Here is a 19,457-nt window from a genome sequence, read left to right as displayed (position 1 = left end):
CTTTCACTCCTCCTATTCTAAATCAGCACGATCACCCATCGTGTAGCCTGATTCCTCTGAAAGCTCAAAGGTATCTTTGATGCCGTCTGTTACGTACACTTTATCTTCTTTTGTGATAAAGATCGCATCGGTTCCCTTTTCGGTATGCTGTTCGATATAAGCCAAGCCTTCTTTGACTCCTTTATCAAACGCCACCGTAGTCAACCCGTCACCATCGATGGATTTGTCAGTGATCACAGTCACACTTGCTACATCGCTATCGTAAGGATAGCCAGTCTCAGAATCAAAAATATGGTGATACGTTTTGCCGTCTACTTCTAAGTAGCGTTCGTAGATCCCTGAAGTAACTACTGTTTTATTGGTTTCTTTGATACTGCCGATAATCGAGCCGCGAGATTTGTTTGGATCTTGGATTCCGACATTCCATGGCTCATCTGCACCGCGGTTGCTATGACCTAACACATAGACATTCCCGCCCAAATCGACGATCGCGGAAGTCACGCCATTGTCCTTCAGCACTTTGACGACTTCATCCGTGATGTAGCCTTTGGCGATCGCCCCAAGGTCAAGGATCATGTCCTTGTCTTTTAAATACACCGTGTGGTCTTCGTCGTTAAACTCGACTTGTTCATAATTGATATGTTTCAACGCTTCATCGATCTCAGATTGCTCTGGCTTGCGGGCATCATCAAAGCCGATTCGCCATAATTGGGTGATCGCACCGATGGCCATATTAAAGCCGCCTTCTGATTTCACACTATAATCATAGGCTTCTTTCAACAAATAATAGATATCATCTGAAACCTTCACTGGCTTGATGCCAGCTTGCGCATTGATTTCATCGATCTCTGACCCTGCTTGGTTGATGGTGATTTTATCGCCTAACTCTCTGATGCGGTCAAAGGCAGGCTTCATAGCGTCCTCTTTGCCTTCATCATAAATGCGAATCCGAGTATACGTACCTAATAAAAATTCTTCTTGAAAATATGGTTCTTCTCGCAGCGTCGTTGCTTCCTGATCACTGCCGCAGGCTGCCAACATTGTGCCTAAAAAAACAAACATCAGAAAAAACGTTACTTTCTTTTTCATGATTTTCCTCTTTTCTATTGTCTTCAACCTTCATATAATAGCCTTTTTTTGGCAGAATGAAAAGGGGCATTCCGTGATTCCTCAACGTATTTTAGGAATCCTTAATCGAACCTTTTCTTCTTTGTAAAAAACAGTTCTTTTTAAAAAAAACCTTCCCACCAGATTGCTTCCTTTTGCACGAACTTGCTTTTGTGACCTTGTTGCCCACGAAAAAAAGACAGCACTCAAAACGAATGCTGTCCTCTTCATGGAAAGAAGTTGTGATTATTCAGTAACGAAGTTATCCACTTCGATTGTTGTTTGGTCGCCTTTTTCAGCGGCATTCAACAATTGTTGTGCATAGATAACAAAGCTGTGGAAGCTGTGGGTTGCCCCTGAAACAACATCCATGTCTGCCACAGAGCCGTCTTCGGCATTGACTGCAGAAACAAAGGCTTCATTGAAGTTTGGAATGAACTCTTCTGGACTTGTACCAGATTTTGCTTCCATGTTTTCGTTGTATGATGCATCATCTTTTTTCGACTCGCCTGCTTCGTTTAGGTAGTCGTAGTTTGATTCAGAGATTTTGCCGTCAGCTACAGTCATTGAGAAGACTACGCGGTAACCGTTTGAGTAGTTCTTTTCTTCTAATGTATAGGTTCCGTCTTTCAAGTCTGCACCATTGTCGATTTCAATGGTTTCCGTGTTGCCTGCTTGCGCCGCTTGAATCAATTGTTGTGCATAGTTTTGGAAGGAATCAAAGGAATGAGTCGCGCCAGAAACTACTTCGATTGAAGAAGGGCTTTGTGCGGCAACTAACTCTTCATTGAATTTAGGAATAAATTCTTCTGGGCTGATGCCTGCTTTTTCTTTCATTGTTTCATTGTATTCAGTGTTTTCTGTTTTTGATTCGCCATCCGCATTGACGTTGTCATATTTTGATTCAACGATTTTGCCGTCTTTGACTGTGATCTCAAATGTGACACGGTAGTCGTTTTTATAGTTCTTTTCTTCTAAACGATACGTACCATCTTGCATTGGCTCGCCTGCAACGACGGTTGCTTCTGAGCTTTCTGTAGTTGCAGAATCGCTTGCAGAAGTTTGTGATGTACTTTCACTAGTTGACGAAGAACCTGTATTGTTGTCGTCTGCTCCGCATCCCCCTAACAATAATCCTGCGAATGAAAATACCGCCATACCTACAATCAATTTCTTTGCTTTCATAATTATCCACCTTTTACTTGTTTATTTTCCCCACAAAAAAGTTTGTGATACATCTAACATTGTAAAGTAAATTTACGAGATGTCAACCGCTTCCTTTCCGCTTTTTCAATAAAAAATGACTTATTTTTTGATTTTCGCAAGTTTTCACGAATTTCAGGAAATATGCGTTTTTTTCATCAGAATCGTTAGACAAATGAACCATCTGTCTATATAATAGGAACGATTGTGTAATTATTATCATAGATTATTTTTATTAAGGAGAGATTTGCAATGGCAAAGAAAAACATTGTCGTTGTCGGTGCCGGTTATGCAGGCGTTTCTGCTACGAAGTACATGGCAAAGAAATTGAAAAAAGACAATGATGTTGAGATAACATTGATCGACCGTCACTCTTATCATACGATGATGACTGAACTGCATGAAGTCGCTGGAGGACGTGTAGAACCTACCGCAATTCAATATGACTTGCAGCGCTTGTTCTCACGCAAGAAAAATGTTCGTTTAGTAACCGATACAGTAACTGGGATCGATAAAGAAAATAAAACCGTCCAAACAAAATTAGGCAGCTATTCATTTGACTACTTGATCTTAGGGATGGGTGGCGAACCGAATGACTTCGGTACACCTGGTGTCAAAGAAAATGGCTTTACTCTATGGTCATTTGACGATGCTGTCCGCATTCGCGAACACATTGAAAAAACTGTCGCAAAAGCAGCGATCGAACCAGATGCAGCATTACGTAAAGCAATGTTGACGTTTGTCGTTTGTGGTTCTGGATTTACTGGGATCGAAATGATCGGTGAACTGATCGATTGGAAAGATCGTTTAGCTTCCGATTATAAATTGGACCCAAGTGAAATCAGCTTGAAAGTCGTTGAAGCAATGCCAACGATCTTAAACATGCTTGATCGTAACGATGCAGCCAAAGCAGAACGTTACTTGAAGAAAAACAATGTTGATCTTGTCTTGAATGCACCAATCGTTGAAGTGGCACCTGACCACATCAAACTAAAAGATGGTTCAACGATCCCAACCCACACATTGATCTGGACTGCTGGTGTCAAAGGAACTAGCGATGCTGCTGATTTCGGTTTAGAAACCGCGCGTGGGTTCCGTCTAGTTGCCAATGAGTACATGGAAGCAAAAGGCTACGAAGACAAAAACATCTATATTATTGGTGACTTGGTTTACTTCGAAGAATTCCCGAACACACCAACACCACAAATCGTGCAAGCAGCTGAACAAACTGGGCACACTGCAGCAACGAATATCGTTTCAGCCATCAAAGGCGGCGAAAAACATAAATTCAAAGGAAACTACCAAGGATTTATGGTTTCCATCGGTGCCAAATGGGGCGTGGCGAACTTATTCAATAAGATTCACCTGAGCGGTTTCTTAGCGATCATTATGAAACATATCGTTAACTTGAAATACTTCTTTGATATTCGTTCTGGTTACTACATGTTCCAATACTTGATGCATGAAATCTTCCACATCAAAGATGACCGGACAGTAGCCCGTGGTCATACGTCTCGTTACGGAAACGTCTTGTGGAGTGTTCCGCTTCGTATTTTCTATGGTCTTGTCTGGTTCGTTGAAGCCTTCAAGAAAATTTTGGGTACGAATGGGGAAGTCTTCAAACCTGGTACATGGTTCGGTGAAGGTTCTTGGTTCCAAGGCAACAGCGTATTCCCTTGGACTTGGGAATATCAAACAGTCGCTGATGCAGCCAGTGGTGCTAGTGAAGCAGCCGATGCAGCCAGTGCCGCTAGTGGTGCCGGTGAAGCAGCCGATGCAGCGACACAAGCCGCACACTTCGGTTTGAGCTATGCTTACGGTGAGCAACCAATGATCGTGATTGAAAAATCACCTGACTGGTTCACAAAAGTTATGCAATTTATCATGCCAAACAACGACGTTGCCATGTTCTTCCAAAAATTCATGGTCTTCTTTGAAATTGCTTTAGCTCTTGCATTGATGGCTGGTCTCTTCACTTGGTTAGTAAACGCAACGACTATCGTTTTAGTGTTGACTTTCTGTATGTCTGGTATGTTCTACTGGGTAAACATCTGGTTCATTCCAGTTGCATTTGCCTTGATGAACGGTTCAGGACGCGCAGTCGGTTTAGACCGTTGGGTAATCCCATGGTTGCAACGTACCCTTGGAAAATGGTGGTACGGTACCCCTCGCTCCTTATATGGCAATAAATAAGCCAGCAAAATAGAATACCCTGTACGACTTCTTGAGACTAAGACATTCTGATTTTCAATCAGTGTCTTGGTCTCTTTCCAAGTACAGGACTTTTTCTTGATCGTCCTTGCACAGAAATCGGTGGATTATTGAGGATTCAGCTAGTAGAATCTTGTCTTCTTATGCTAGAATGAGACACATCACATGAAAGAACAGGAGTCTTTTTTGATGAAACTAAAAGAATTTATCCGCGATGCCCATTTAAAACCATGGGATGGCGTTATCATACTTGTTTTGATCCTCAGCTCTTTTTTACCGCTTTTTATTTTTGGCCAGACGCAAACGGCTGACAAAGAAGCCGTCTTACGGGTCGATGGGACAGAAATCAAACGTTTTGACTTAGTTGAAGGTCAAAAAGCATACACCTATCTTTATGAAGATGAAGACGGAGATACCAATTTACTGGAGATCGAAGGCGATCGGATCCGAATCAAGGAAGCTGATTGCGGCGACCAGATTTGTGTCCGCCGTGGCTGGGCCAGTAAAAATGGGGAAACCATCGTCTGTCTGCCTCATAAATTGGTGATCGAAATCCAAGCCGCAGATGGGAGTGAGACCGACGATCTAATCTATTGATCGTTTGCTTATGAGTCGATTACAACGAATAATTTTCATCTCACTGCTGGTCGCCCAAGGGGTCGTGATTGGTTTAGTTGAAAATATGATCCCTTATCCATTTGCCTTTGCGCCTGGTGCGAAACTAGGTTTGGCAAATTTAATTACCATTATTGCTTTGTTCACCATGCCAAAAAAAGACAGCTTTCTCTTGATTTGGCTAAGACTGATCTTAACGACGTTACTAGGAGGAACGGTTTCGACCTTCTTATATAGTATGAGCGGTTCCTTACTGAGTTACTTTGGGATGTCTTTGGTGAAACAGTTGGGGCCTAAGCGTGTCAGTATCATCGGCATTAGTGCGGCCGGCGGTTTCTTGCACAACGTCGGACAGTTGATCACTGCCTCATGGATCGCTCAATCATGGAGCGTGATGCTCTACTTGCCGGTCCTATCTTTCTTTGGGATCTTGTCCGGGATCGCTATCGGGATCGCCGCTAACTACTTGCTGCGCCGTGTCGAAACACTGCGCCGTTTTCAAATTGATTATGAACGCCAGACCAAAGTCAAATGGCGCTCGGATTCAGAATAAAGGAGTTAATTATGAAACTTCATTCCATGTGGCAAGAGTATCCAGCACTGCAAGCTGACTTATCTGCCTCCTTGCAATTGATGGAAAAATCATTAAAACTAAAAAACAAAGAGGTCGAACAAGCGATCCTGTCCATGATCCATTCAGGTGGGAAACTGCTGCGTCCTGCTTATCAGCTGCTCTTTTCTGCTTATGGCAGCGACAAAGATCGCGAAAAAGCCGTCGCATTGGCGGCCTCGATCGAAATGCTCCACACTGCCTCGTTGATCCACGACGATATCGTCGATCATGCGGACACCCGACGCAAGCTGCCAACCATTCGTTCCGAATTTGGCAACGATGTCGCTGTCTATGCTGGTGATTACCTCTTTGTCTGCTGCTTTAAATTGATGGCCGATTATGCTAGCTCCATGAAAAGCTTGCAGATGAATTCCCGTAGTATGGAAAAAATCCTGGCCGGCGAATTAGGACAAATGAGCAAACGATACGATTTGTCCGTCACTGTCGAGGATTACTTAGAAAACATTCGCGGCAAAACCGCTGAGTTGTTTGCTTTAAGCTGCTTCATCGGGGCTTACGAAAGCGGCACCTCCTTGCGCTTTGCCAATCAAGCCCGTGAGATCGGTGAAGCCATTGGTCTTGCCTTTCAAATCATGGATGACGTCTTGGATTACAGCCAAGATGCGGCTGCTTTAGGGAAACCAGTATTGGAAGATGTTCGGCAAGGCGTCTATTCCCTGCCGCTGTTAATGGCACTGAAAAGTGACCGCCAACAGTTGCTCCCATTGCTGGAAAAACAAGACGCCATGACGGACACCGACACCCACGAAGTCTATCGGATCGTCCAAGAAAGTGCTGGGATCGAGGAAGCCAAGAAACTCGCAGCCGACTATACGAAAAAAGCTTTGCAGGCGATCCAGAAATTACCTGAGACCAAAGATGAAACCAAAACGTATCTTTACCAGATCACTGCTCAGATCCTAGGGCGTCAGAACTGATCAAGGATCTAGCAAAAGCCTAGCAGCTGGAATCATACTGAAATAAGTCCCCAAGGTTAGATTTTTGATCTACCTTTGGGGGCTTTTTAGTTGATAGCTAGAATTTTATACGCAAAAAAAAGCCTCAACTGACAAATCATCTGTCAGTTGAGGGTTTTTTTCTTTTAACGCATCGTCACAAATTCTTCTGACCCCGTCGGATGAATGGCAACGGTTTGATCAAAGTCTGCTTTTGTAGCACCCATTTTGATGGCTACAGCGAAGCCTTGCAGCATTTCATCGACACCGATCCCGATGCCGTGCAGACCGATGATTTTTTCTTCTTCTCCTAAGCACACCAATTTCATCTCACATTTTTGGCGATACTCATTTAAAGCAAAGTACATCGGTGTAAAGCGCGAGCGATACACCTTTATCTGCTCTTGGCCGTATTTTGCCAAGGCTGCTTCTTCGGATAAACCAATCGTGGCAATCGGTGGATGAGTAAAGATGACCGTCGGTACTAAGTGATAATCCAAGTACGCATCGCTTTGACCGTTGAACAAGCGTTCAGACAAGCGACGACCGGCGGCGATCGCAACCGGGGTCAAATCCAATTTTCCGATGACATCCCCCACCGCAAAAATCGAGTCAGCTGTGGTATTTTGATATTTGTCCACAATGATAAACCCTTTTTCATCCAATTGGACATCGGTGTTTTCCAGACCTAACTTATCCGTATTCGGCACGCGACCACCAGCAAAAAGGACGCAATCGCCGGTCAAGGTCTCGCCATTTTCAAAGTGAACGAGATACTCGTCACCTTCTTTAATGATACGAGAGGCAACGTAGCCTGCATAAGTTTCGATTCCTGATTCTTGGTACATCTCCACGAGATTATCCGCAAGCATCTTGTCAAAGGTTCGTAATGGCCGCTCTTTGCGGTACGCCCAAGCCACTTGGCTGCCCAGCTGTTGGCTGACACCGCTGATTTCGGCTGCGATGTAGCCTGCCCCTAAGACGACCATACGCTTTGGTGCTTCTCGCAACGCAAAAAAACCATTCGAGTCAATGGCGTACTCACCGCCGGGAATATTCATCGCGCTAGGTTTTCCACCGGTGGCAATCAAAATGTTTGCTGCATGGTAGTTTTCCCCATTGACGGTAACCGTGTGGTTATCCACAAACTGTGCATAACCGTGGATAACTTCTACATTGTTGCTGTCTAAGCCTTTTTGATAGGCTGTGTGTAAAAAATCAATGTATTTTTCACGGTTATCCACAAGCTCAGTAAAATTAAATTTATCCACATGTGGATAAATGCCGTAGCTAGTTGCATCCCGTTTGATCATTTCTAACATCTCACTAGCTTGCCACATGACTTTTTTCGGTACACAACCGACATTGACACAGGTGCCGCCTAATTCATTGCCTTCGATCAATAATACTTTGGCGCCGTGCATCCCTGCCCGATTGGCTGAGGCGATTCCGCCGCTGCCGCCACCAATTACTATGTAGTCGTATGTTTCCATATTTGTTGTTTCCTCCTTAAGATTGTCTATGTTCTCATCGATCCTTTTTGGCTGGATTGATTCAACAAAAAAAGCCGAGAGAAACTCTCGACCTTATTTTTTCTTCCGAATCATGTCTCCGACTTCCACCGGTTCTTTGACCGGCATCGTCAACAGCATCATAGGATTTGGTGCACGATCGATGGATTCACCGTCTTCATTATACATGACTTCGACGGTTTGGTGAAAGTGATGGAATCCGGGACCGTAAAATTCGATTTCATCGCCAACGGAAAAGTGGTTCCGTTGCCGAATCGTAGCTGTTTTCGTTGCCGGATCATACGCCATGACTTCCCCAATAAATTTGTATTGCGGAATTTTCCGACGTGGACCAAACAACTGCTCATTTTCACTTGGGGTATCGTAGTAAAAGCCTGAGGCAAGCTCTCGCTGCGCAACTTTCCACAGTTCATCGATCCATTCTTGTTTGCAGACATAGTTCTCTGGATCGGCCATGTAACTGTCCACGGCTGCTTTATAAACGTTCGCCACGGTCGAAACATAGTGGATCGATTTCATGCGGCCTTCGATTTTGAAACTATCCACGCCGTTTTCAATCAAATCAGGGATATGTTCGATCATCGACATATCCACAGCACTCATGGAAAACTCTTCTTCCACTGTCCCGTTTTTAGTCAAACTGTTTCGTTCCGTTGCAAAGGGCATGTCAAACAGATCATATTTCCAGCGGCAAGATTGCGAACAGCCGCCGCGATTGGCGTCTCGCATCGACATATGATTGGACAAAGTACAACGGCCAGAATAAGAAATACACATGGCGCCATGAATAAAGGCTTCGATCTCCACGCTAGTATTTTTGCGGATCTCAGCGACTTCCTCCATCGACACTTCTCGGGCGAGAACGACCCGTTCTAGGCCTTCTTCCCGCCAAAATTCCAATGTTTCATAGTTCGTGGCACTGGCTTGGGTGGACAAATGGATCGGTAGACCTGGCGCTTCTGTTGCGCAGATCTGGATCAAAGCGGGATCAGAAACGATCACTGCCGAAATACCGACATCTCGCAATTCCCGAAAGAATTCCCCTGCACCTTCTTGATTGCCCTCATGGGTCACCATGTTGGCTGCTACATAGACTTTTGCGTTGTGGGCTTTGGCAAAAGCCACCCCTTCCGCCATTTCTTCATAGGTAAAGTTTCCCGCGCGACTCCGTAGACCATAGGCATTGCCGCCGATATAGACAGCGTCAGCGCCATAGTGGATCGCTGTTTTTAATTTTTCTAACGTACCAGCTGGTGCTAACACTTCTGGTCGTTTCAATGCTTGTTTAACGGTCATTTGTTCTTGCTCCTTACTTGATATCGTCAGGATCGATGGCATAAAATCCAGTGTCCAACCCACGTTCTGCTGGATGAAGTTGGGCAACTTGTTCACTGAGCACAGTTGCTTGCTCTGCTTGCCACTTCCCACTTTCCACAAGGCTCTTGGCTTGGGCAAACAGCTTAGCAATTGCCACAAAGGCAGCCCCTCGTGTATAGATTCCGTCCAGCTTCCAGGTTTGAAAGCCTGTTGCGGCTAATTCCCCCATCTGCAGCATCAGATTGATGTCGTTATTGGCAAAAATGTGCGTGCCGTGGCTATCTTCATAAATGGAATAGTGAGTTTCTTCTTTTTTCGGTTCAGATAAAAACAACCCACGGTCGTGGTTCTTTTCTTCCGATTGTTGGGTATAGTTATAATAATTTTGTAAAAGCGGACGCTTCGATTGGTGAATGCAGGTCGCACCATAAACCAATACTTCCACAGGAATATTTAGTTGTGGTGCCATGATTTTCATTTCCTCGAAAGGAACTTCTCGCGCTAAAACGGCTGCCTTTGCTCCTTTTTGTCCCCAAAAATTGATTTGACGAGCGCTCGTTACTAAGGTTTCCCCTGCATAAATAAATGGCACGGCACATTCTGGATTTTGCTTCATGCGGTAAATGATCCCAGGATCTCCGAGAGCGATTTGATCGGCTTGATTGGTCTTCAGAAATGCTAGGTATTCTGGAATCCGCTTCATTTTTTCTGGATGCATGATGCCATTGACTGCGATCGTCACTTTCTTTCCAGCTTCGTGGGCCATGTCGATCAGTCTGATTTGCTCTTCACGAGAAAAAGAGGCCGGTAGGCGCAGCCCGAATGTCTCTTCTCCAAAAAACAATGTATCAACATAAGGGATGAGCTGCTGTGCTTGCTCGATCGATTCCACCGTGGCGATAATCTCAACCATAATACTCCTCCTTTTTTCAACTCATTCATAGTATCACACAGCAGGATTCTTTCCAAGAGGTCTCGTTACTCTTTTTTTCACGAATAGCGCTTTTTCCGTTAATCAACCGTTGTCATAAAGCTATTTAGAAGGATATTTTTTTGTGAATCATCAATCATAATTAATAGAGATCACTTGATCACTACTAGACATAGCAAGACAAAAAAGCGACGTTTCTATGGGTGCCGATTACTCGACCATAGAAACGCCGCTGCCGTTATTGGCTCGACTTAAACTTGTTGCAAGACACGTGCTTGTCCCTCTTTGACATTGAGGGTGATCGAACCTTTGGAAGCACCAATCGTCACTTTGTCACCTAAATGAATTTGTCCTGATAGGAGTGCTTCACTTAAACGGTCTTCGACTTCTTTTTGCAATGCTCGACGAATCGGCCGTGCCCCATATTCTGGATCAAAACCAGCTTTACCGATCACATCGATGGCAGATGGCGTGATCTTCAATTGGATGTCTTGGTTGCTTAACCGTTTGATGATCGCTTTGCTCATAATCTTCACGATCTCGTGGATCTCCCCTTCACCTAAGGATTGGAAGACCACTGTTTCATCCACACGGTTCAAGAACTCTGGACGGAAGGCTTTTTTCAGCTCTTCTAAGATCCGTTTTTGCATCGCTTGGTGATCTTTCGTTAAATCAGTGACATTGAATCCAACGCTTTTTTCTTCGCGGATTTGTTGGGCACCGATATTAGAGGTCATGATCAAAATCGTGTTGCGGAAATCGACCTTTCGACCTTTGGCATCCGTCAAATGACCATCATCCAGCACTTGCAAGAGGATATTGAAGACATCGGGATGGGCTTTTTCCACCTCGTCCAATAAGATAACGGAGTAAGGTTTTGAACGGATTTTTTCCGTCAATTGCCCACCTTCGTCATAGCCGACATAGCCTGGCGGTGAACCGATCAAACGGCTCGTGCTGTATTTTTCCATAAATTCGGACATATCGACACGAACCAAGGCATCTTCACTACCAAACATCGCTTCTGCTAAGGCTTTGGCAAGCTCGGTTTTCCCGACACCGGTCGGGCCTAAGAACATGAAGGAACCAATTGGGCGGTTGGGGTCTTTCAACCCACTGCGGGCACGACGGATCGAACGAGCGACTGCTTTGACCGCTTCTTCTTGGCCAACTACCCGTTGATGCAAGATCTTTTCAAGATCCAACAAGCGTTCGCTTTCTTTTTTCTCCATCTGCTGCAAAGGTACACCAGTCCATTGGGAAACGACCGTGGCGACATCTTCTGCAGTAACACTATCGGCATAGCCTGACGCTTCTTTGACTTCCATAAACGCCACTTCCGTCAGTTGTTGGGTCAATTTCTTTTCCTTGATCCGCAGACGAGCTGCTGCTTCAAAATCTTGCTGACGAATAGCGGCTTCTTTTTCTTCGATCAAGTTGGCGATCTCGTTTTGCAGATCTGCCAATTCTGAACTTTCATCGGTTTTGTCTAAACGCACTTTGGCAGCTGATTCATCCATCAAATCGATGGCTTTATCTGGTAATTGGCGCGAATTGATGTAACGCACGGACAATTGCACAGCGGCGTGTAACGCATCATCAGAAATTTCCACCCCATGATGTTCTTCATAACGAGGACGCAAGCCCCGTAAAATTTCTTCCGCTTCTTCTGGTGTTGGTTCGTCGACTTGCACCCGGGCAAAACGGCGTTCTAACGCAGAATCTTTTTCAATGTATTTTTGGTACTCATCTAGCGTTGTGGCACCGATGGTTTGCAATTCTCCACGGGCTAAGGCTGGTTTCAGAATATTCGAGGCATCAATCGCCCCTTCGGCTCCGCCGGCCCCAATCAGTGTATGCAATTCATCAATGAATAAGATGATTTGACCATCTTGATAGATCTCATCGATGATTTTTTTCATTCGGTCCTCAAATTCCCCACGGTATTTCGTTCCGGCAACTAAAGCCCCCATGTCCAGCATCATCAAGCGTTTGTTTTGCATGTCTTCTGGGACTTCCCCATTGATAATTTTTTGGGCTAAGCCTTCAGCGATCGCGGTTTTCCCAACACCAGGTTCCCCAACGAGAACAGGGTTGTTTTTGGTCCGACGGCTAAGGATCTGGATCAGCCGTTTGACTTCTTTGGCACGACCGACAACAGGATCTAGTCGTTTTTCACGGGCTAATTTGGTCAAATCACGGGCTAAGGAATCCAAGGTTGGTGTTCCTTGCTGCGCTTTGGCTTGGGCTGGACGACGACGACCAGCACTTCCGTTGGTTTTGCTTTCATTGAAGCCCATTTTTTTCTTCAAAAGCTGACGCATTTTCGCGAGACTCAAGCCGAGATTCAGCATGATTCGTGAAGCCAAAATGTCTTCGTCTCTTAATAAGCCTAATAGTAGATGTTCGGTACCGATTTGTGGAGCCCCTAAACGCTTGGCTTCATCCCCTGCATAAGCAAATGTATGTTTTGCTCGTGGTGAATACGCGAGATAGGCGTTTTCTGGGTATTGACGAACGGTGCCGTACCCTGTTAAATGTTCGATTTCTTCACGAATATCGTTTTCTGTGATATTCATTTCCCGTAACGTTTTGCCAGCGATCCCGTTTTGTTCAATGACCAGTGCCAATAGAATATGTTCAGAACCTACCGCTTGGTGCTTAAAGTATTTTGCTTCTTCTTGGGCGATAGCCAAAACGGCTTTCGCGCGTTGGGTGAATAATTCATCCATCTCTTTCACTTCCTGTCTTCGTAACTTAATCGTTCTAGAATTGCATGGAGCAAATCAGCTCGTGTTCTATTTTCATAAGGAGAACGTCCTAGAACTGCTTTCGCGATGACGGTCAACAATAAATTGCCTTCTCGCTTGGACAGGATTCCTTCCTCATAAAGTTTCTGGATTATTGCATACGCATCTTTTTCCGAGATGGTTTCATCGAATAATTGATTCATTTCTTTTAAGTAGTGGTGGCTGTCAGTAATTTTGACTTTCTCGATCCGAATATAGCCGCCCCCGCCGCGTTTACTTTCAACCGCATAGCCTCTTTGAACGGTAAAGCGGGTATTGATCACGTAATTTATTTGTGAGGGCACGCAGTTGAACAAATTTGCCATTTCTGCGCGACGAATCTCAATGGTTTCACTGTCTTCAAGAATTTTCTTCAAATATGCTTCAATCAAATCGGAAGTGTTGTGATGACTCAATTCATTCCCTCCCTTGACTAATTCTGACCTTCATTATACCCAATTTTTGAATCCTTGGAAAGATGTACGCTTGCACAAAAGGAAGGTCTAAAGGAAATTTTAAAGACACTTATCCCTCGCTTCAGCTTTTTTAGCTACAAAAAGAAACAAGCAGCTCGTCGGGGAACAAAAAGAGAATTCTTTGATCCCCGACGAGCTGCTTGTTCTTCTAACATAAACGTTCGTCTTATTGCGTACTTTCTGAACTACTTTCACTCGTTGACGAGCTGCTGCTTGAGGAGGATGAGCTGCTTGACGAAGAAGAATCCTGTGGTCGAGGACCTCTGGAAACCGTCACGGTAACAGAACTTCCTACTGCTACAGAAGTACCTGCTCCGGGCGTAACGCGCACTACTTCTCCAGCAGGCACAGAGTCGTTATAATCAGATTCTTGTTCTATCGTATACTGCAGTCCTGCTTCATTCAAATCTGCTTCTGCATCGGCTTGGCTTTTGCCAACGATTCTTGGTACATTGACCATCTCTTGCCCGCTGCTGACAGTTAATGTAATGATGGTTCTGGAAGTCACAACGGACTCGCCACTCGCTGGTGCTTGACCAATGATCGTACCTTCCGGTTGGCTGCTGGATTCGTAAGTGACATTGATTTGTGAAAGGCTTACCCCGCGAGAAGTTAATGCTGCTCGTGCATCTGCCTCTGTCATGCCATAATAGTTGTCCATTGCGAAGCTATCTGGTCCGGAGCTGACCTTAAAGGTGATTTCGTCTTCTGCTGGGGAAACTTCCCGCCCTGCTGCTGGTGATTGACTGATAATATCCCCTTCATCGACATCATCTGACGACTCTAGCTCTTCTTTGATTCTGTCTTCATCAAAGCCCAAATCGATCAACTCTTTTTTGACATCATCAAAGGAGCGACCTTCATAGTCATCAAGGGTGATTTTCTTGGTTCCGCTGCTGATATAAAGAGTCACGACGGAATTCTTTTTGACTTCATTGCCTTCTGGCGGATCGGTCTTGACGACATTGCCTGCTTCGACTTCATCGTCTTCAATTTCTTCTACCTCGTCTGCCACTTGCAAACCAGCAGCTTCCAGCTCGGCACGGGCAGCTGCTTCTGTCTGACCACTGACTTCAGGAATTGCCACATCTCCCCGACCACCGCCGAATAGGAAGTAACTGCCTATGCCTAGCAGTGCGATCACCATAATGATGGGCAGCAGCAGCCACCGTTTGCGTTTTTTCTTTTTCGGCTGCGCTGGTTCTTCAGCTTGATCCGCAACCTTATCTTCTACAGGTTCTTCTACTGGCGGCGTTTCGACTTGGGCTGCTTCCACAGGAGTCAGCACTCTCGTTTCATCCATCAGGGCATGAGGTTCCCATCTCGGTTCATTGAGTCGGTCAGGAGACAACACGGTATCAAGGTCCGCTCGCATTTCATCGGCAGTTTTGTACCGATCCGCCGGTTCTTTGGCGGTCGCCTTCAATACGACGTTTTCCAGCGATTGCGGAACATTTTTGTCATAGATCCGAATCGAAGGGATCTCATCTTGGAAATGTTTCAAGGCGATCGTTACGGCTGATTCGCCATCAAAGGGTACTTTGCCTGTTAATATTTCATAGAGGATAATCCCAATCGCATAAATATCTGATTGATTGGTCGCCATACTGCCTCGTGCTTGTTCTGGTGAAAGATAATGCACCGAGCCTAGCATCGAGTTGGTTTGGGTGATCGATGTTTCTGATAGGGCGATCGCGATCCCAAAATCGGTGATTTTCACCACGCCGTCTTCATTGATCAGCACATTCTGGGGCTTTAGGTCCCGGTGAATGATGCGGTGCTGATGGGCCAATGCCACCGCTGATAAAATTTGTTGGATGATATCAACGATCTGCAAATAAGGTACGGGATAGTGCGTTTGGATATAGCGCTTGAGATCCATCCCTTTGACATATTCCATCACCAAAAACTGCATGCTGTCTTCTTCCCCGACATCATAAACGGTTACGATGTTTGGATGAACCAGCTCAGTCGCCGCCAAGGCTTCTCGTTGAAAGCGCCGAATCGCACTTTGGTCGTTTTGGAAGTCAAAACGAAGCACTTTGATTGCCACTTCACGGTCTAAGATCAAGTCATGCGCCAAAAACACATTTGCCATTCCGCCGCTGCCGATATTGCCGATGATTTTGTATCGGCCGTTTATCTTCTTCCCAATTTCGATCATGGGCGCTCTCCTCCAACTTTAATCAATAATACCGTGATATTGTCGACACCACCGCGTTCGTTGGCTTGATCGATCAATGATTGCACTGCTTCTTCCAGCACAGGGGTTTCTTGGATCGTTGCTGTGATCTCTTCATCTGAGACCATGTTGGTCAATCCGTCTGAACACAGCAGCAAATAATCCCCGTCTGCAATAAAGTGGATCGCCACATCGACTTCGACTTCGCTTGGCATACCGATCGAGCGGGTCAAAACGTTTTTGCGAGGATGATTCAAGGCCATTTCTGCCGTGATTTGTCCCGACTTCACCAATTCATTGACCAGTGAATGGTCCTCTGTGATTTGAGTCAGCACTTGATTGCGTAAAAGATAGGCACGGCTGTCCCCGACATTGGCGATCGTAAACTGGTCGCCTAATAAGGCCACAGCAATGATCGTGGTGCCCATGCCGCTAAGTTCTTCTTGTTCTTGTCCTTTTTGGAAAATCACTTGGCTTTCCGCTTGGATTTTTTGGATCAGCCATTGGGCAGTTTTTTCACTGTCTGTCAGCTCTGTCTGTTCCCAAGCGGTGCCGATCTCACTGACTGCTTGACGGCTAGCGACATCTCCGGCTCGGTGGCCCCCCATGCCATCGGCAAGCAAGGCCAATGTCACATTGGCTTTATTTACATAGGTTGCTGCAAAATCTTGGTTTGTGTTGCGACGTTTGCCGACATCTGTTTGAAAACGAATCTCCAATTTCTTTCACCTCGTTACTTTTTGCGTAGACAACTGATAAAAAAGCCATCTGTCATAAAATCTTGCGGATAGATCGTCAACATATCCTCTTGAACCGCTTCGGCTGCCAGCGGTCCTACCGCAAGAGGCATTTGCTCAAATTCAGGATGGTCAGCGAGAAACGCTGCCACGACTTGTTGATTTTCTTCCGCTAGAATCGTGCATGTGCTGTAGACCATTATACCCGATTTTTTCAAGGTTGGGGCGGCACTTTCCAAAATCTCTCGCTGAATCTGCGGCAAGCGTTGGAAATCGGCTTCCGTCTTGCTGTATTTGATGTCCGGTTTACGGCGCATCAACCCTAATCCAGAACAAGGGGCATCCACTAAGATGCTATCAAATTGTTCGGGTGCAAAGGTTTGAGCCGTCTCCCGCGCATCCATCACGCGGGTCTCCACAACTGCTTCGACGCCTAAACGTTGGGCATTTTGCTGAATCAGCTTAACCTTATGGGCATGGATATCCAGTGCTGTCACTTTGCCGCCCTCTGCGGCAGACAAGAAGGCAGCGATATGGGTCGTTTTGCCTCCTGGTGCTGCGCAGGCATCCAGTACTTGATGGTCTCGGGCTACTTGTAAAACGGGGGCAACCAGCATCGAACTTTCATCTTGGATCGTCAGTAAACCTTCTTTGTAGAGGGACGAGCCCGCCATAAAGCCTTTGTCAGCCACAACCCCATAGGGGGAAAGCTCACTTGGTCGTGCGTCGATGCCTTCTTCTTGTAGCCGTTCGATCGCTGCTGCTTGCGAGATGCGCTGCAGATCGATACGACCACTGGCATGATTGGGTTCAAATAGGGCATAGCCCAGCTCACTGGTTTCTTCGATCCCAATTTGTTTGACTAGTTTCTTCGTTAGCCACAGGGGCAAACTGATTTCCGTTGCTAAACGTTCCATTGGGTCTTTGATCAATGCCAAGTCTGGCACTCCTTGTCGTTGGATCGTGCGCAGGACGCCATTGACGAATTTTCCAGTTCCCGGATTGCCTTTGGCTTTCGCAATATCCACGGCTTCATGAATGATGGCATGGGCGGGTACTTTATCGAGATACAGCATCTGATACAAGGAAAGCCGCAGCAGCGTTTTGACCCACGGGTCGACTTTGCGGGCATTTTTAATAAACCGATCCAAATAATAATCCAATAAAAGCTGACGACTGATGGTGCCGTACACCAATTCAGTCAGTAAGCGACCGTCTTTGTCATTTAAACGCCCTTGATTCATCAATTCCCGCAGCAGTAGATTGGAATAAGCACCGCCTTTTTCGATTCGCAACAACGCTTCTAGTGCCACAAAGCGCACTGTATATTGTATGTCTCCAAGATTACGCTTCATAGGTACCTACCTGATCCCCTTTTTGAATCTGTTGTCCACTGCCGTTTAAGAATGCGGCAATGTCTTGTCGGCCTTTTCCAGCTGGCTGCAATTCATCGATAGCCAATACCGTGCCTTCCCCACAAGCGATCAGCAACGTTTTTTTCGTCCGTTCAATGATCGTTCCTGGTTGGGCTGTCGTCGTTTGCTCCAGCGGTGTTACTTGCCAAAGTTTCCAGCGGTTGCCATTTTGTGTCGTAAAGGCGATCGGCCATGGTCGCATGCCTCGGACTTGGGCATCGATTTGCACCGCCGTTTTCTGCCAGTCGATGGCTTCTTGTTCACGGCTGATATTTGGTGAAAAGGTGACTTTTGCTTCTTCTTGCGGGACAGGCTGCAGCTCTCCCGACAAGATTTTCGGCACAGTTTCCAGCAGCAAGTCTTTGCCTAATAGGCTCAACTTATCAAACATCGTCCCCACATCATCTTGGGCCGTGATCGGCAAACGAGCTTGAGCAAAAATACCGCCAGCATCCATTTTTTTGATCATTTCCATGATGGTTACACCCGTTTCTTGCTCCCCTTTCATAATGGCATAATGCACAGGTGCTCCGCCACGGTATTTCGGCAGTAGGGACGCATGAACGTTGATAGCGCCATGCTTTGGTACTTCTAGTAACGCACTAGGTAAAAATTGGCCGAAAGCTGCCGTGATCAGCAGGTCAGGTGCTAAAGCTTGAATCTGCTCCATTTCTGGTGACCCACTGATTTTTTCTGGTTGTAAAACCAACAAGCCATGCTTCATCGCCGCTTCTTTAACGGGGGTCGGAGTGATGGTTTTTTTGCGACCGACGGGACGATCCGGCTGGGTCACGACTGCTGCCACTTCATAGCCAGCTTCGAGCAAGCCTTCTAAAATTGGGACGGAAAACGCCGGGGTACCCATAAAGACGATTTTAGTCATTTTCATGTTCCTCCATATACTTTTCTAAGTCTTCTTCAGGAATGCGTTCGACGAGCTTGTCGACAAACAGCACGCCATTTAAATGATCGATCTCATGCTGCATCGCACGCGCCAAGTAGCCGAATGCTTCCACTTCCATTTCTTCTCCTTCTCGGTCGAAATAGCGGACAGTGATCTCGTCTGCTCGTTTGACGGTCCCAAAGGTGTGGGGAATACTCAAACAGCCTTCCACATCAAGGGATTCACCAGAAGAAGCGATGATCTCAGGGTTGATCATTTCAAAACGATCGTCTTCTTCGACTTCCACGATCGCCACTTGCAGGTTTTTGCCGACTTGCGGTGCGGCAATACCGATCCCGTCGTGGGCGACCATCGTTTCATAAAGGTCGTCTAATAGCTGAACGAGTTCATCGGTAATTACTTTGACGGGTTTTGCTTGCCGACGAAGACGTTCATCGGGGGTGATAATAATAGGATAACGCATATTTTC

General features: G+C 45.8%; 16 protein-coding genes. 4 read left to right on the top strand and 12 right to left on the bottom strand.

The features are described 5' to 3' along the window. Positions 1–12: 12 nt before the first annotated feature. The gene (locus Q1X33_RS09515; RefSeq protein WP_005230331.1) at positions 13–1,089 is read right to left on the bottom strand and encodes an FAD:protein FMN transferase; all 1,077 of its coding nucleotides are present in this window, start codon (positions 1,087–1,089) and stop codon (positions 13–15) included. A gap of 264 nt (positions 1,090–1,353) precedes the next feature. Continuing rightward, positions 1,354–2,292: an extracellular electron transfer flavoprotein PplA gene (gene pplA, locus Q1X33_RS09510; protein WP_005230329.1), complete on the bottom strand. Its 939-nt coding sequence runs from the start codon at positions 2,290–2,292 to the stop codon at positions 1,354–1,356. A gap of 270 nt (positions 2,293–2,562) precedes the next feature. Here pplA and Q1X33_RS09505 point away from each other — a divergent pair, with 270 nt between their 5' ends. The 4 genes from Q1X33_RS09505 (at position 2,563) to Q1X33_RS09490 (ending at position 6,687) form a co-directional block, all read left to right on the top strand. Then, entirely contained in the window at positions 2,563–4,503 is a 1,941-nt protein-coding gene (locus Q1X33_RS09505; protein WP_005230327.1) for an NAD(P)/FAD-dependent oxidoreductase, read from the top strand. Between the two features lie 207 nt (positions 4,504–4,710). Further along, positions 4,711–5,118, top strand: coding sequence for a NusG domain II-containing protein (locus tag Q1X33_RS09500; RefSeq protein WP_005230326.1), 408 nt, complete (start codon positions 4,711–4,713; stop codon positions 5,116–5,118). 10 nt (positions 5,119–5,128) lie between these two features. Then, positions 5,129–5,689 carry a Gx transporter family protein gene (locus tag Q1X33_RS09495; RefSeq protein ID WP_005232987.1) on the top strand — a complete coding sequence of 187 codons (561 nt, stop codon included), beginning with the start codon at positions 5,129–5,131 and terminating at the stop codon, positions 5,687–5,689. A gap of 11 nt (positions 5,690–5,700) precedes the next feature. After that, positions 5,701–6,687 carry a polyprenyl synthetase family protein gene (locus Q1X33_RS09490; protein WP_010748870.1) on the top strand — a complete coding sequence of 329 codons (987 nt, stop codon included), beginning with the start codon at positions 5,701–5,703 and terminating at the stop codon, positions 6,685–6,687. A 164-nt stretch (positions 6,688–6,851) separates the two neighbouring features. Here Q1X33_RS09490 and gor read toward each other — a convergent pair whose 3' ends face one another. From gor to def, 10 genes are all read right to left on the bottom strand, one after another. Further along, positions 6,852–8,198 (bottom strand): glutathione-disulfide reductase, encoded by a 1,347-nt coding sequence (gene gor, locus Q1X33_RS09485; protein ID WP_005230323.1) that lies wholly within the window; start codon positions 8,196–8,198, stop codon positions 6,852–6,854. Between the two features lie 93 nt (positions 8,199–8,291). Continuing rightward, positions 8,292–9,533 (bottom strand): U32 family peptidase, encoded by a 1,242-nt coding sequence (locus Q1X33_RS09480; protein ID WP_008381725.1) that lies wholly within the window; start codon positions 9,531–9,533, stop codon positions 8,292–8,294. Positions 9,534–9,546: 13 nt separating this feature from the next. Further along, positions 9,547–10,467: a peptidase U32 family protein gene (locus Q1X33_RS09475; RefSeq protein ID WP_005230321.1), complete on the bottom strand. Its 921-nt coding sequence runs from the start codon at positions 10,465–10,467 to the stop codon at positions 9,547–9,549. Positions 10,468–10,736: 269 nt separating this feature from the next. Beyond that, positions 10,737–13,217, bottom strand: coding sequence for an ATP-dependent Clp protease ATP-binding subunit (locus tag Q1X33_RS09470; RefSeq protein ID WP_010748867.1), 2,481 nt, complete (start codon positions 13,215–13,217; stop codon positions 10,737–10,739). Between the two features lie 5 nt (positions 13,218–13,222). Further along, complete coding sequence (locus tag Q1X33_RS09465; protein ID WP_005230319.1) at positions 13,223–13,690, bottom strand: CtsR family transcriptional regulator; 468 nt, start codon at positions 13,688–13,690, stop codon at positions 13,223–13,225. A 226-nt stretch (positions 13,691–13,916) separates the two neighbouring features. After that, positions 13,917–15,914, bottom strand: coding sequence for a Stk1 family PASTA domain-containing Ser/Thr kinase (pknB, locus tag Q1X33_RS09460; RefSeq protein WP_005230318.1), 1,998 nt, complete (start codon positions 15,912–15,914; stop codon positions 13,917–13,919). After that, positions 15,911–16,651: a Stp1/IreP family PP2C-type Ser/Thr phosphatase gene (locus tag Q1X33_RS09455; RefSeq protein ID WP_005230317.1), complete on the bottom strand. Its 741-nt coding sequence runs from the start codon at positions 16,649–16,651 to the stop codon at positions 15,911–15,913. The genes pknB and Q1X33_RS09455 overlap by 4 nt, the downstream gene beginning before the upstream one ends. 14 nt (positions 16,652–16,665) lie before the next feature. Further along, positions 16,666–18,024: a 16S rRNA (cytosine(967)-C(5))-methyltransferase RsmB gene (rsmB, locus tag Q1X33_RS09450; protein WP_005230316.1), complete on the bottom strand. Its 1,359-nt coding sequence runs from the start codon at positions 18,022–18,024 to the stop codon at positions 16,666–16,668. Next, positions 18,014–18,967, bottom strand: coding sequence for a methionyl-tRNA formyltransferase (gene fmt / locus Q1X33_RS09445; protein WP_005230315.1), 954 nt, complete (start codon positions 18,965–18,967; stop codon positions 18,014–18,016). Before fmt ends, rsmB begins: the two co-directional genes overlap by 11 nt. After that, a complete protein-coding gene (gene def / locus Q1X33_RS09440; RefSeq protein WP_005230314.1) occupies positions 18,960–19,451 on the bottom strand; it encodes a peptide deformylase in 492 nt (163 codons plus the stop codon). The genes fmt and def overlap by 8 nt, the downstream gene beginning before the upstream one ends. Between the last annotated feature and the right edge of the window lie 6 nt (positions 19,452–19,457).

Source organism: Enterococcus sp. B2E4, assembly GCF_030499455.1.
GTDB lineage: Bacteria > Bacillota > Bacilli > Lactobacillales > Enterococcaceae > Enterococcus_D > Enterococcus_D casseliflavus.
Note: the sequence above shows the minus strand (reverse complement) of the source record. Positions and strands in the feature narration are given on the sequence as shown.